Source organism: Ruegeria sp. K5 (assembly GCF_056531805.1).
This window is the reverse complement of record NZ_JBQFML010000001.1, coordinates 1,785,163-1,798,600: the sequence shown is the minus strand read 5'-3', so window position 1 is coordinate 1,798,600 and position 13,438 is coordinate 1,785,163. Positions and strand designations below refer to the sequence as shown.

12 protein-coding genes and 1 tRNA gene are annotated in these 13,438 nt (G+C 58.4%); 12 read left to right on the top strand and 1 reads right to left on the bottom strand.

Annotation, left to right across the window (positions count from 1 at the left end; genetic code table 11):
* Positions 1-339: 339 nt before the first annotated feature.
* The gene (locus ACR0MO_RS08700; protein ID WP_170452235.1) at positions 340-699 is read left to right on the top strand and encodes a hypothetical protein; all 360 of its coding nucleotides are present in this window, start codon (positions 340-342) and stop codon (positions 697-699) included.
* On the top strand, positions 692-1,219 hold the full coding sequence (locus tag ACR0MO_RS08695; protein ID WP_170452233.1) for a hypothetical protein: 528 nt from the start codon (positions 692-694) through the stop codon (positions 1,217-1,219). The genes ACR0MO_RS08700 and ACR0MO_RS08695 overlap by 8 nt, the downstream gene beginning before the upstream one ends.
* A gap of 6 nt (positions 1,220-1,225) precedes the next feature.
* Here ACR0MO_RS08695 and uvrB read toward each other — a convergent pair whose 3' ends face one another.
* Positions 1,226-3,412, bottom strand: coding sequence for an excinuclease ABC subunit UvrB (gene uvrB / locus ACR0MO_RS08690; RefSeq protein ID WP_170452231.1), 2,187 nt, complete (start codon positions 3,410-3,412; stop codon positions 1,226-1,228).
* 382 nt (positions 3,413-3,794) lie between these two features.
* Between uvrB and ACR0MO_RS08685 the strand changes: the two genes are divergently transcribed.
* The 10 genes from ACR0MO_RS08685 (at position 3,795) to ACR0MO_RS08640 (ending at position 13,438) form a co-directional block, all read left to right on the top strand.
* Positions 3,795-4,106 carry an ETC complex I subunit gene (locus tag ACR0MO_RS08685; RefSeq protein ID WP_170452229.1) on the top strand — a complete coding sequence of 104 codons (312 nt, stop codon included), beginning with the start codon at positions 3,795-3,797 and terminating at the stop codon, positions 4,104-4,106.
* A complete protein-coding gene (locus tag ACR0MO_RS08680; protein WP_480890740.1) occupies positions 4,107-4,583 on the top strand; it encodes a GNAT family N-acetyltransferase in 477 nt (158 codons plus the stop codon). It abuts the gene before it with no gap.
* Positions 4,584-4,604: 21 nt separating this feature from the next.
* Positions 4,605-4,681 (top strand) — tRNA-Arg (locus tag ACR0MO_RS08675).
* Between the two features lie 559 nt (positions 4,682-5,240).
* The gene (iolG, locus tag ACR0MO_RS08670) at positions 5,241-6,254 is read left to right on the top strand and encodes an inositol 2-dehydrogenase (protein WP_170452225.1); all 1,014 of its coding nucleotides are present in this window, start codon (positions 5,241-5,243) and stop codon (positions 6,252-6,254) included.
* 123 nt (positions 6,255-6,377) lie between these two features.
* Entirely contained in the window at positions 6,378-7,319 is a 942-nt protein-coding gene (locus ACR0MO_RS08665; protein WP_170452223.1) for a sugar ABC transporter substrate-binding protein, read from the top strand.
* Between the two features lie 74 nt (positions 7,320-7,393).
* Entirely contained in the window at positions 7,394-8,506 is a 1,113-nt protein-coding gene (locus ACR0MO_RS08660) for an ABC transporter permease (RefSeq protein WP_170452221.1), read from the top strand.
* A 1-nt stretch (position 8,507) separates the two neighbouring features.
* Entirely contained in the window at positions 8,508-9,326 is an 819-nt protein-coding gene (locus ACR0MO_RS08655) for an ATP-binding cassette domain-containing protein (RefSeq protein ID WP_170452219.1), read from the top strand.
* A gap of 152 nt (positions 9,327-9,478) precedes the next feature.
* On the top strand, positions 9,479-11,311 hold the full coding sequence (gene iolD, locus ACR0MO_RS08650; protein WP_480890737.1) for a 3D-(3,5/4)-trihydroxycyclohexane-1,2-dione acylhydrolase (decyclizing): 1,833 nt from the start codon (positions 9,479-9,481) through the stop codon (positions 11,309-11,311).
* Entirely contained in the window at positions 11,308-12,207 is a 900-nt protein-coding gene (iolE, locus tag ACR0MO_RS08645; RefSeq protein ID WP_480890735.1) for a myo-inosose-2 dehydratase, read from the top strand. Before iolD ends, iolE begins: the two co-directional genes overlap by 4 nt.
* A gap of 49 nt (positions 12,208-12,256) precedes the next feature.
* Positions 12,257-13,438, top strand: a complete 1,182-nt coding sequence (locus tag ACR0MO_RS08640) for a phytanoyl-CoA dioxygenase family protein (protein ID WP_480890732.1) — start codon at positions 12,257-12,259, stop codon at positions 13,436-13,438.

Sequence of the window (13,438 nt, the reverse complement as noted above, 5' to 3'; positions counted from 1 at the left end):
GCTGACAGATTTTCCTGAGAAGCGCGCCTGGTCCTTTGCCTGTACCACACGAGCGCCGTGCACTCGGTGAATGGCGCATTAGATCTCACGCCTAGAGAGAACGTGTTGGGGTGCGTCACGGCAACCGTTTGGAACCACAATTTGTGATCTCAAACGCGAAATAGAAGGGTTTTGGCTGCAAGTTCTTAGTATACGTTTGTGAGTAGGTAAGGGTCATATCCCCTTTTTTGAGTTTAGAGAGCATTGGAGGAATGAGTTGAAAATCCATCCAGCGCCTTTGGTAAGATTATGAGATGCCAAAAAAAGATGATAAGGTATGTTGGTTTTTGAGGGTTTGGTATGAAACGTAGTTTGTATTTGCAATCAATAGTTGTGGTATTTGCACTATTCAGCACAACCACATTCGCACAGTTTTCAGATTCAACAGCCGAAGATGAAACGGAGCAAGATGATGCATCGGCTGGCCAAAGCAGCGAGCTTGAGCAGGAAGGCGGTGGCTGTAAGCTACTTACACTAAAACGGAAATCCGGCGAGACGTTGAGTTTAGATGAATCAACACAGCTGCTAAATTGTTTCGAAAGCCCACTTGAGTTTGGTGATGACTGGGAGGGCTTCATGGCAAACCAACCATCACCAGATGCATTCGGAGATCCAAACAACTTTGCCCCGTGGCTAACACTGGATGAACTCAATGTATAAAATTGATTTGTTACTATCTTTGGAGAAAACAGCAGTATTGTTTGGGTGCAGTTTAGCACTGGCCCTAACTTCAGTCTTAGCGTTGTTTTTGTTCAATTTGGTGAGGGACAGATGCGTTAGCGCCGAAGCCAAAATGGACGTTTCTTACGGAACGATTTTAGGACTTGTTCTGGTTTTTGGATGTTTGGCAGGCGTTATCGGGTTACTTATGGGTAGTAGCCGTACTGCCGCTGCAGGTAATGTTTTGCCGGTAGCATTGACGTTTATTGGCGGGTTGGCGATATTTTTGATCACAAAGGAAGCAAACAAAGCCGTTAACGTTTCAGCTTCTGTTTTGGCATTTTCATTGATGCTTCTCTTTGGCACGGTAATCGGTTCGTATGAACGAGCGAGAGCGACTGAACAGGTAGCTCTAAAAACCTGGGATATTGAGAGACAAAAGTGGTTGGCGCAGCGAGAATTTGCGATAAATGCCTATCGAGATACCCTGGGTTTGAAGCCACTTGGCGAAAAAAAGTAGAGGCTATCACCTCTTCCGCCGCTTCACATTCCCACCCCGTTGGCCCGGCCTCCCAGCCGTTGACCGCCCACGCGACCTAACCGCGTCTTCCGAGGCTTTCTCGACCGCCCATTGACGCGCCATGGGGTCGTCGGCGACGGCGAGATCGACCGCTTCCAGACGTTTGATCTCATCCCGGATGTTGGCGGCCTCTTCGAATTCCAGGTTCTCGGCGGCTTTGCGCATCTGGTCGCGCAGACCGTCCAGATGGGCCTCAAGATTGGCACCGTGCATCGGTTTGTCGATGGTGGCGGTGACGCGATTCATGTCCACGTCGCCTTCGTAGAGCCCGGCCAGAACGTCCTCGACATTCTTTTTCACCGTCTCGGGGGTGATGCCGTGTTCCTCGTTATAGGCAAGCTGTTTGGCGCGGCGGCGGTTGGTTTCGCCCAAGGCGCGCTCCATCGAACCGGTGATCTTGTCGGCATACATGATAACACGGCCATCGGCGTTACGCGCGGCGCGGCCGATGGTCTGGATCAGTGAAGTCTCGGACCGCAGGAACCCCTCTTTATCCGCGTCCAGAATGGCGACCAGCCCGCATTCGGGGATGTCGAGCCCCTCGCGCAGAAGGTTGATGCCGACCAGCACGTCAAACGCGCCCAACCGAAGGTCGCGCAGGATTTCGATGCGTTCCAGCGTGTCGATATCCGAGTGCATGTAGCGCACCTTGATGCCCTGCTCGTGCAGGTATTCGGTCAGGTCCTCGGCCATGCGTTTGGTCAGCGTCGTGACCAGCGTGCGGAAGCCGATGGCGGCGACCTTGCGCACCTCGTCCAGCAGGTCGTCCACCTGCATCGACACGGGGCGGATTTCGACCTCGGGGTCCAGCAGGCCGGTGGGGCGGATCACCTGTTCGGTGAAGACGCCGCCGGTCTGTTCGATCTCCCACTTGGCGGGGGTGGCCGAGACAAAGACGGATTGCGGGCGCATGGCATCCCATTCTTCGAACTTCAGGGGCCGGTTATCCATGCAGGACGGCAGGCGGAACCCGTGTTCGGCCAGCGTGAACTTGCGCCGATAGTCGCCCCGGTACATGCCGCCGATCTGCGGCACGCTGACATGGCTTTCATCGGCGAAAACGATGGCATTGTCGGGGATGAATTCGAACAGGGTCGGGGGTGGTTCGCCCGGTGCGCGGCCTGTCAGATAGCGCGAATAGTTCTCGATCCCGTTGCAGACACCGGTGGCCTCGAGCATTTCCAGATCGAAATTGGTGCGCTGTTCCAGCCGTTGCGCTTCCAGCAACTTTCCCTCACCCACCAGTTGGTCCAGCCGGATGCGCAGCTCCTTTTTGATCCCGATGATCGCCTGCTGCATCGTGGGTTTCGGCGTCACATAGTGCGAGTTCGCATAGACCCGCACCTGTTCCATCGTTGCTGCGCGCTCACCGGTCAGCGGGTCGAATTCGGTGATCTGTTCCAGTTCTTCACCGAAGAAGGACAGTTTCCAGGCGCGATCCTCAAGGTGGGCGGGCCAGATTTCCAGTGAATCGCCCCGCACCCGGAACGAGCCACGCTGAAAGGCCTGATCGTTGCGGCGGTATTGCTGGGCCACCAGATCGGCCATCACCTGCCGCTGGTCGTACTCATTGCCAACCTTCAGGTCCTGCGTCATCGCCCCGTAGGTCTCGACCGAACCAATGCCGTAGATGCAGGACACCGAGGCGACGATAATCACGTCATCCCGTTCCAACAGCGCCCGCGTGGCCGAGTGGCGCATTCGGTCGATCTGTTCGTTGATCTGGGATTCTTTTTCTATGTACGTGTCCGAGCGCGGCACATAGGCCTCGGGCTGGTAGTAATCGTAGTAGGACACGAAGTATTCTACTGAGTTCTCGGGGAAGAAGCCCTTGAACTCACCATATAGCTGCGCCGCCAGCGTCTTGTTGGGGGCAAGGATGATGGCGGGGCGCTGGGTTTCTTCAATCACCTTGGCCATGGTGAAGGTCTTGCCCGTCCCGGTCGCGCCCAGCAGGACCTGATCGCGCTCGCCGTCGAGAACGCCGCCGGCTAGTTCCCTGATCGCTGTCGGCTGGTCTCCTGCGGGGGCAAACTCGGTATGCATCACGAACTGTTTGCCGCCTTCCAGTTTCAGGCGGGCGCGGACGTCTTCGGCGGTCAGTTGGGTCTTGTCGGAATGGGCATAGGGCATGGGCAGGCTCCAGGTCAGGCCCTTACATTTGTTCTTATTTTGTCCAACTGCAAGTCCTGATCTGGTTTTTGAAAACGCCTTTCAGTAATACGCAAGCCGACCGTCCGGGATTTGATCCGATTGCACCTGTGGCGGAAATTCGTCAGTGTTCATAAACCGGCTTAGAACGGCCCGGTTGGCCTCGGGCCGGGCATCGATTTCAAGGGTTCTTTCGTGGTGGATCAAGTTGCAATCCTCATCATGAGCTGAACCCTTTTTAGGCCACGTTGATGACAGTTTCTGGCATCAGTCGGATCGCTGAAACCCGCGACAATTGCGGACTTGTCCGCGCCGCTCGCGTGGCGCATAAACATGATCAGCCAAGTGAGGACGGAGAGGCGACATGCGCGCACGGATTTACCAGCCTTCAAGAAATGCGATGACCTCGGGCATGGCAAAGACCCGCAAATGGGTTCTGGAATATGCCCCCGCCTCGGCGCGCGAGGTTGATCCGCTGATGGGCTGGACCTCGTCCAATGACACGCAGACTCAGGTTCGGCTGAAATTCGATACCAAGGAAGAGGCGCTGGAATACGCCAAGGATAACGGCATCGAGGCGCAGGTCAGCGAGCCGCATAAGCGCAAACCCAACCTGCGCGCCCGGGGCTATGGCGAGAACTTCGCCACCGACCGGCGCGGCCCCTGGACGCACTGAGTGATCGACATTCGTCAGGCCGACCCCACATCGGACGCTTTGCGCCCGGTGGTCGAGGCGCATTTTGCCCATAGCCAAACGGCTGGCCCTGCGGAAAGCAATCATACAATGGATGCCGATGCGCTGTCCGGGTCGGGGATCCGGTTTTGGGGCGTTTATGACGGCGATCAACCGGTGGGATGCGGGGCGCTGAAGCTGTTGCCGGACCAAACGGCCGAGGTGAAATCGGTGCACATCCTGTCACAAGCGCGCGGACGCGGGCTTGCGCGCGCGATGATGGATCATCTTGCGGAACACGCCCGGTCGGAAGGGTTATCCGCGCTGGTTCTGGAAACCGGCGCGGCGCATTTGCCGGAATATGACGGCGCCCGCAAACTGTACGAAGCATTGGGATATTCCTATTGCGGCCCGATCTACGGCTATGAGGATGATCCCAACAGCGCCTTCATGCGCTTGGGCCTTGAACCCCGCCCGTAAAAACCGCAAGAAGGGCGCAGCGGTCCCTTAGCTCAACTGGATAGAGCAGCTGACTTCTAATCAGCAGGTTGAGGGTTCGAGTCCTTCAGGGATCGCCATTTCCAACCGATGCAACCGACCCATCGCGCGCGAAATCTCGTTTGTGTGATCCGGGTCACTGACCGGCCCCACAGAATCAGTCAAAGTGACCCTATTGATGAGTTGGCGTCAGTTGGTTTTATGACGTGAGTTTTTTTAAAGTTCTCCCCAAGACACTTGGCGCGTTTGTTTCAAACGCGCCATTTTCTTTTGGCCTTGGGGGAGGGTGAGGGGCTGGGTGAGGGGGTCAGGCCAGCCCCTCGTAAGGGGTTACTGAGTGGTAGTGTAATCCGCTGACCTCAAACTAGCCCAAGTCTAAGGCCTCGGATATTGGGGGATTCCCGTACGGATCGCCTTTTCTGGTCGGATTTTCTGCGATTTCCCACAAAATTCGAGCGATTTTCGGGGCCTTTGATCAAAACAGGGCCAACCTTAGGCGTGAGTCCGACGGGTGATTCCCATCCGTCAAAAGGCGCTTGGCCTGTGTTTGCCTGTTTCCTCGTGGCATCCCGAAAAAAAATCTTGCAACCGGTTGCAAAGAGCAACATTGTGACGCCAAGTAAGATTCGGGAGAATTACATGCTGAAGGTCGGGCTGCTTGGTGCTGGTCGTATCGGACGTGTCCACGCGCAAGCCATTACGTCGCATTCGGAAAGCAAGCTATGTGCGGTGTCGGACGCAATGGCCGAAGCCGCGACGCAACTTGCCGAGGCGCATGGCGCGCAGGTGCAAAGCTCGGACGAAATTATCGATAACCCGGATATTGATGCGGTACTGATCGCAACGCCGACCGACACGCATTCGGACCTGATCGAGGCTGCAACGCAGGCAGGCAAGGCGGTTTTGTGCGAAAAGCCGGTCGATCTGGACCTGCAGCGGGCGCTTGACTGCCAGACTGTTGTGGCCGGGCGCAAGCCACCTGTCATGATTGGGTTCAACCGCCGGTTTGATCCCAACTTTTCCGCGATGAAGGCCGCTGCCGACGCAGGTGAGATTGGCAAGGCTGAGCTGTTGTCGATCACCTCATTCGATCCTGCACCCCCGCCGGTCAGCTACATCAAGGTTTCGGGCGGGCTGTTCCGTGACATGATGATCCACGATTTTGACATGGCGAACTATCTGATGGGGGAAATCCCTTCCTCTATTTCCGCGGTCGGGTCCTCGGTCGTGGACCCCGAGATCGGGCAGGCCGGGGATGTTGATACCGCTGTTGTCACAATGACTTACGCCGATGGTCGGATCGCGGTCATCAAGAACTCGCGCCGTGCGGCATATGGTTATGACCAACGGGTCGAAATGCTGGGATCAAAGGGACTGCTGCAGGCCCAGAACATGCTGGAAAACACGGTGATCAAATCGACGGCGGACGGTGTTGTCGGGGCCAAGCCTACCTACTTTTTCCTTGAACGCTATATGCCCGCGTATCGGGCCGAATGGGATGCATTTGTCCAGGCCGCAACGTCGGGCGCGGCGGTTCCGGTGACTTTGGATGACGGTGTCGCTGCGCTGGCCATGGCCGAAGCGGCAACGCAATCCGCGCGGTCGGGCGCACCCGTCCAAATGGCGGAAATTTTGAAACCGGTTGCAAAATGAGCGAATTTCTTCAAACTGAAAACGGCTCGGTACCACTTCCGGCTACGACAGATTCGGTCCGACCGAGTGAATGGGGCGGATAGCCCAGGACAAAAACAGACGGTTTTTATGGGAGGAAACCAAATGAACAAGTTTGTGAAACGAGTGCTGATGGCCAGTGCTGTGGCGGTTGCAGCGGCCACGGGCGCTGCGGCGGAAGGCGAAAAGTACATCCTGGTCAGCCATGCCCCGGACAGCGACAGCTGGTGGAACACGATCAAGAACGGCATCGCGCTGGCGGGTGATCAGATGGGTGTCGAGGTCGAGTATCGCAACCCGCCCACCGGCGACATCGCCGACATGGCGCGGATCATCGATCAGGCGGCGGCCTCGGGGCCGAACGGGATCATCACCACTTTGGCCGATTATGACGTGTTGAAAGGTCCGATCACATCTGCCGTGGACTCGGGCATTGACGTTATCATCATGAACACCGGCACGCCGGATCAGGCGCGCGAGGTTGGAGCGCTGATGTATGTCGGCCAGCCCGAATATGACGCCGGTCTTGCCGCCGGTCAGCGCGCAAAAGGTGACGGCGTTACCAAATTCCTGTGCGTGAACCACGCGATCCAGCAGCCCACGGTGGGCGAGCGTTGCCGTGGCTTTGCCGATGGTCTGGGTGTTGAACTGGGCGATGCGATGCTGGACAGCGGCACCGACCCGGCGGAAATCAAGAACAAGGTTCTGGCCTATCTGTCCGCAAACCCGGATACCGATGGCATATTGACTCTGGGTCCGGTGTCGGCTGATCCCACCGTGGCGGCGCTGAAGGAAAACGGCATGGCCGGTGACATCTATTTCGGCACCTTCGATCTGGGTGAGGAAATCGTCAAAGGCATCAAGGACGGCACCATTCAGTGGGGCATCGACCAGCAGCCCTTCCTGCAGGCGTATCTGCCGGTTGTGATCCTGACCAACTACCATCGCTACGGCGTTCTGCCGGGCAACAACATCAACTCGGGCCCCGGTTTTGTGACCGCAGACGCCCTTGAAAAAGTCGAGGAACACGCGGGCGAATACCGCTGATCCCAACCGGGTGGCGCCAGGGCGCGCCACCCGCCTGACTTCAATCCGCACCTTTCAAATCGTGGAGGCACCCCATGTCCACCACCCAAGTCGCTGACGAACGCGTCAAGGAAATGTCCGCGCTGCGCCGCTGGCTGATCCGCCCCGAGCTGGGCGGGATCGTTGGAACCGTCGCAGTCTTTACCTTCTTTCTTCTATTCGCCGCTGATTCCGGCATGTTCAACGCGCAGGGCGTGATGAACTGGGGCACCGTGTCCGCTCAGTTCATGATTATCGCCGTCGGCGCGTGCCTGTTGATGATCGCGGGTGAATTCGACCTGTCCGTCGGCTCGATGATCGGCTTTTCGGGCATGATGATTGCCATCTTTCTGGTGATCCTGGGCTGGCCCGCCTGGATCTCGATCATTGTGACTTTCATTCTGTGCATGCTGATCGGTGCCTTTAACGGCTGGATCGTGATCCGCACCGGGCTGCCCAGCTTTATCGTGACGCTGGCGGCGCTGTTCGTGCTGCGGGGCTTTACCATCTATCTGCCGCAAACCTTCGAGAACAAGACCATCATCGGCGGTATCCGCGACGCGGCAGAAGGCGACTGGCTGGCCCCGATCTTTGGTGGGAAAGTTCTGCAGGGGCTGTTCGTCTGGCTGGGCGACAACGGCATTATCGCCACGTTCGAACGCGGTACGCGCGCCGGTCAACCTGTTGTTGACGGTATCCCCATGCTGATCGTCTGGGCGATTGTCATCATTATCTTTGGCCATGTGCTGCTGACCAAAACCAAGTTTGGCAACTGGATCTTTGCGGCCGGTGGCGATGCCGAGGCCGCGCGAAACTCGGGTGTGCCAGTGAACAAGGTGAAAATCCTGATGTTCATGTTCACCGCCTTCTGCGCCACCGTATTTGCGACCTGTCAGGTCATGGAATTCGGTTCGGCCGGCGCGGATCGTGGTCTGCTGAAAGAGTTCGAGGCAATCATCGCCGTGGTCATCGGTGGCGCGTTGCTGACCGGCGGCTATGGCTCGGTTCTGGGGGCGGCGCTGGGTGCGCTTATCTTTGGTGTGGTGCAGCAGGGGCTGTTCTTTGCAGGCGTCGAAAGTTCGCTGTTCCGGGTGTTTCTGGGTGTGATCCTGCTGGGTGCGGTGATCCTGAACACTTATATTCGTCGCATCATCACAGGAGAACGCTGAGATGACCGAAGACACCAAATTCCACCACGGCGACTCGCAAGAGCAAAAGCCGATCATCCGTATGGTCGACATTCAGAAACACTTTGGTTCGGTGATCGCGCTGGCTGGCGTCAGTTTCGACCTGAAACCGGGGGAATGCCATTGCCTGCTGGGAGATAACGGCGCGGGCAAGTCGACCTTCATCAAAACCATGTCCGGTGTGCACAAGCCAACCGCCGGTGAGATCTTCTTCGAAGACAGGCCGATGCATTTCGAAGACCCGCGTGACGCCATTTCAGCGGGTATCGCCACGGTGCACCAGCATCTGGCCATGATCCCGTTGATGAGCGTCAGCCGCAACTTCTTCATGGGCAATGAACCGACACGCAAAGTGGCCGGGATCAACTTCTTCGACAAGAAACTGGCGGATGAGATCACCATGGAAGAGATGCGCAAGATGGGCATCAACCTGCGTGGCCCGGATCAGGCCGTCGGCACGCTGTCGGGTGGGGAACGTCAGACAGTTGCGATTGCCCGCGCCGTGCATTTCGGTGCGAAGATCCTGATTCTGGACGAGCCGACCTCGGCCCTTGGGGTGCGTCAGACTTCGAACGTTCTGGCGACCATCGACAAGGTGCGCAGTCAGGGTGTGGGCGTCGTGTTCATCAGCCACAACGTCCGCCACGCGTTGGCGGTGGGCGACCGCTTTACCGTGTTGAACCGGGGACAGACGCTGGGCACGGCCAAACGGGGTGAGATCACGCCTGAGGAACTTCAGGACCTTATGGCTGGCGGTCAGGAACTGGCCGAACTGGAAGGTTCGCTGGGCGGGACCGTTTAAAACACGGGTGCCCCGCAGACATGCGGGGTGCCCGATCATTCAGTGGTGCAAGGCCACACATAAATCACAGGTCAGATTGGGTGGCCTGGAACCTTCAGAAATGTGAAAACCGACCTAAAGCCCATGGCGGCTTCGTGTTGAAAGGGATCATGATGAGCAAGACAGTCCGACTGACCGCGGCGCAAGCTCTGGTGCGCTATCTCGGGGCGCAGATGAATGAGGCCGGAGAGCCCTATATCGCTGGTGTCTGGGCCATTTTCGGCCATGGCAACGTGGCGGGTCTGGGTGAGGCTTTGCACGCCGTCAAGGACAGCCTGCCCACCTATCGTGGTCACAACGAACAGACCATGGCCCATTGCGCGATTGCCTATGCCAAGCAGATGCGCCGCACGCGGGCGATGGCCGTGACTTCGTCCATCGGGCCGGGGGCCACGAATATGGTGACAGCGGCGGCATTGGCCCATGCGAACCGACTGCCGGTACTGATCATCCCCGGCGATGTGTTTGCTTCGCGCGGCCCGGACCCGGTGCTTCAACAGATCGAGAATTTCGGCGACGGCACGGTCAGCGCAAATGACTGTTTCCGCCCGGTCAGCCGGTACTATGACCGCATCTCGCGCCCCGAACACCTGTTGACCGCGCTACCGCGCGCCTTCCGTACCATGACCGACCCGGCAGATTGCGGCCCGGTGACATTGGCCTTCTGTCAGGACGTGCAGGCAGAGGCTTATGACTACCCCGAAAGCTTCTTTGAGCCACGCGTCTGGTATCAGCGCCGCATCCGCCCGGACGAGGGTGAATTGGCCCGCGCGGTTGCTGCGATAAAAACGGCCAAACGTCCGGTCATCGTGGCCGGGGGCGGGGTGCATTACTCGGGCGCGACCGATGCATTGCAAAGCTTTGTTGAAACCCACAACATCCCCGTCGCTGAAACGCAGGCGGGCAAATCAGCCTTGGCCTGGGACCATCCATTGAATCTGGGGCCCATTGGAGTGACCGGTGGAGAGCCGGCCAACGATGTCTGCGCCGAGGCTGATCTGGTCCTTGCGGTCGGTACGCGGTTGCAGGATTTCACCACCGGGTCATGGGGCCTGTTTTCGAACCCCGAACGCGAGATGATCTGCCTGAACACCGCCGCCTATGACGCCGAAAAGCACGGGGCGATGCCATTGCAATCCGACGCGCGCGTGGGTTTGCAAGAGCTGGGCGCAGGCTTGCAGGGCTACAGCGCCGATCCAGTGGCCGATACCCTGAAAGCCGATTGGTTCGGCAAGGTCGACAAACTGACCGACGCGCCCGGCGACGGGAATGCTCTGCCCACCGACATGCAGGTGATTGGCGCGGTTCAGCGGGCCTCGCATAACGACACGGTCGTGATGTGCGCCGCCGGAACAATGCCCGGTGAGTTGCACAAGCTGTGGAAGGCCCCGCGCCCCGGCGCCTATCACATGGAATACGGGTTCAGTTGCATGGGGTATGAGATCGCAGGCGCAATGGGCATCAAAATGGCCGAGCCCGAGCGCGACGTGATCTGCTTTACCGGCGACGGCACCTATATGATGGCGAACTCGGAAATGGCCTCTGCCGCGATGATGGGTATCTCGTTCACCGTGGTGATCACCGACAACCGTGGATTTGGCTGTATCAACCGCTTGCAGATGGGCACTGGCGGGGCCGAGTTTAACAACCTTCTGGATCACGCGGTGCATGAGACGCCCTCGGCCATCGACTTTGCCGCACATGCGGCGGCGATGGGGGCGACCTCGGTCAAGGTGAGTTCAATTGCTGAATTGGAAGAGGCACTGGCCAAACGGGGCGACATCAAAGGACCTTACGTGGTGGTCATTGATACCGATCCGTACCCGTCGACCGAATATGGCGGCACGTGGTGGGAAGTAGCCGTGCCCGAGGTCTCAATCCGCCCCGAAGTGAACGAAAAACGCGCGGCATATGAAGTTGCGATCAAGGAAAGAAACACGAAATGAGCGTGAAGATCGGTATCTCTCCGATTGCGTGGCAGAATGACGATCTGCCCGACCTGACGGCGGCCTATACCATGGAACAGGCGCTGAAAGAGGCCAGAGAGATTGGTTATACAGGCGTTGAGCGCGGCCAGCGGATGCCCGGCGACACCGAAGGGTTGCGCGCCTATCTCGACGGCAACGACATCGCCCTGTGCGGCGGTTGGTGTTCCGGTGCGTCGCTGGTCAACGACTTCGCGACCGAACGTGAGGCGGTGCGCGAACAGGTCGAGCAATTCGTGGCGCTGAACAGCCCGTGCATTGTCTATGCCGAATGCTCGAACACCGTGCAGGGGCAGATGGGCACGCCGGTCAATCACCGTCCGAAACTGTCGAAGGATGAGGTTAAAGCCTACGCAGCCAAGATCACCGAATTGGCGAAATGGATGGCCGATCAGGGGATGCCGATGGCCTATCACCACCACATGGGCACGATCATCGAAAGCGAGGATGACGTGAACTGGCTGATGGAGGGATCGGGCCCCGAGGTGAACCTGTGCTTTGACACCGGCCATCTGCTGTTTGGCGGCGGTGATGTGATGGCAACCCTGAACCGCTGGGGCGACCGGGTGCATCACGTGCATTTCAAGGACATTCGCCCTCAGGTCGTGCAGACAACCCGCGAGAATGACCATTCTTTCCTGGATGCGGTGGTCGGCGGCGCTTTCACCGTTCCAAGCGATGGTTGCATCGACTTTCAGGCGGTCGCAAACGCGCTGAAAGCGTTGGATTACGACGGCTGGATTGTGGTCGAGGCCGAACAGGACCCGGCCAAGGCGCCGCCCTATGAGTATTCCAAGATGGGCTACGACCACATTGTCGAGGTCTGCAAACGGGCGGGATTGGAGATCACGGCGTAACACCCAGCCCCAAAGGGCAACACCAAAAGCCATGAGAAAGGAGACTGTCATGGTGACTCAACAGCTTGGATATGTCGGCTATTTCGACCGGGAATCCTGTGATCTGGATGAATTCAAGGTGTTGACCTCTCAGAACCTTTTGGCTGAAACGGTGCCTTTTGCGGCCTCCGTCGAAAAGAACGTGCCCGTCTATGACATGCAGGCGCTGCGTCCGATGTTGGAACAACCTGACACACGCCGGGCTTTGCTGGCGGAATGGGGCTGGGTTCTGGACAAATCCGCCGGTGTGATCGCTTTGAAAGGGGCGTATCCGGATACCTCGATCATTGATCGGGCGACGGATGTGTTTCGTCAGATTATCGAACTAGAACGCCAAAGCGGGGCGGGTGAGGGTGATCATTTCGCCGCCTCAGGCGCGAATGACCGGATTTGGAACGCCTTGCAAAAACAGTGCCTGCGCGATCCGGAGGGGTTTGCGCTCTATTTCGGGAACACGGCGATCTCGGCGGCTTGTGAAGCATGGCTTGGGCCGAACTATCAGGTGACGGCGCAGATCAATCAGGTGCGTCCCGGTGGCAAGGCGCAACAGGCGCATCGGGACTATCACCTTGGGTTTCAAAGTGCGGACAGCACGGCCCGGTACCCGGCCCATGCCCATCTGGTGACAGCCTCGCTGACGCTGCAGGGGGCGGTTGCGCATTGCGACATGCCGGTGGAAAGCGGTCCGACCAAGCTGCTACCGTTCTCGCAGCTCTACCCGCCGGGCTACCTGGCTTTCCATGATGAGGCCCACCGGGCGCATTTCGAGGACAGCTATATCCAGCTCCCACTGGAAAAGGGCGACGCGGTGTTCTTCAACCCGGCCCTGTTCCACGCGGCGGGCGAAAACAGCAGCGCCGATATTCACCGTATGGCGAACCTGTTGCAAATCTCCTCGGCCTTTGGGCGCGCGATGGAAGCAGTGGATCGCCAAGCGATGTCGCTGGCGGTGTTTCCGTCCCTCGTCGCCTTGAAACAGCGTGGAGTGTTGGGCGCAGCGCAGTTGGAGGCCGCGATTGCGGCCACCGCTGAGGGTTATCCCTTCCCCACCAATCTGGACACGGACCCTCCGGTCGGGGGCAACGCGCCTGAAAGTCAGGCGGACATACTGCGCCGAGCTGTTGCGGAAGGCTGGACCGAGGCGCAACTGTCCAAGGCTCTTTCGGCCCTGAACCAAAGGCAAGCTGCCTGA

What these genes read in the sequence shown, in the direction of transcription:
- ACR0MO_RS08700 (WP_170452235.1), top strand. Translation starts at nt 340, where the DNA reads ATGAAACGTAGTTTGTATTTGCAATCAATAGTTGTGGTATTTGCACTA.
- ACR0MO_RS08695 (WP_170452233.1), top strand. Translation starts at nt 692, where the DNA reads ATGTATAAAATTGATTTGTTACTATCTTTGGAGAAAACAGCAGTATTG.
- uvrB (WP_170452231.1), bottom strand. Translation starts at nt 3,412, where the DNA reads ATGCCCTATGCCCATTCCGACAAGACCCAACTGACCGCCGAAGACGTC.
- ACR0MO_RS08685 (WP_170452229.1), top strand. Translation starts at nt 3,795, where the DNA reads ATGCGCGCACGGATTTACCAGCCTTCAAGAAATGCGATGACCTCGGGC.
- iolG (WP_170452225.1), top strand. Translation starts at nt 5,241, where the DNA reads ATGCTGAAGGTCGGGCTGCTTGGTGCTGGTCGTATCGGACGTGTCCAC.
- ACR0MO_RS08665 (WP_170452223.1), top strand. Translation starts at nt 6,378, where the DNA reads ATGAACAAGTTTGTGAAACGAGTGCTGATGGCCAGTGCTGTGGCGGTT.
- ACR0MO_RS08660 (WP_170452221.1), top strand. Translation starts at nt 7,394, where the DNA reads ATGTCCACCACCCAAGTCGCTGACGAACGCGTCAAGGAAATGTCCGCG.
- ACR0MO_RS08655 (WP_170452219.1), top strand. Translation starts at nt 8,508, where the DNA reads ATGACCGAAGACACCAAATTCCACCACGGCGACTCGCAAGAGCAAAAG.
- iolD (WP_480890737.1), top strand. Translation starts at nt 9,479, where the DNA reads ATGAGCAAGACAGTCCGACTGACCGCGGCGCAAGCTCTGGTGCGCTAT.
- iolE (WP_480890735.1), top strand. Translation starts at nt 11,308, where the DNA reads ATGAGCGTGAAGATCGGTATCTCTCCGATTGCGTGGCAGAATGACGAT.
- ACR0MO_RS08640 (WP_480890732.1), top strand. Translation starts at nt 12,257, where the DNA reads ATGGTGACTCAACAGCTTGGATATGTCGGCTATTTCGACCGGGAATCC.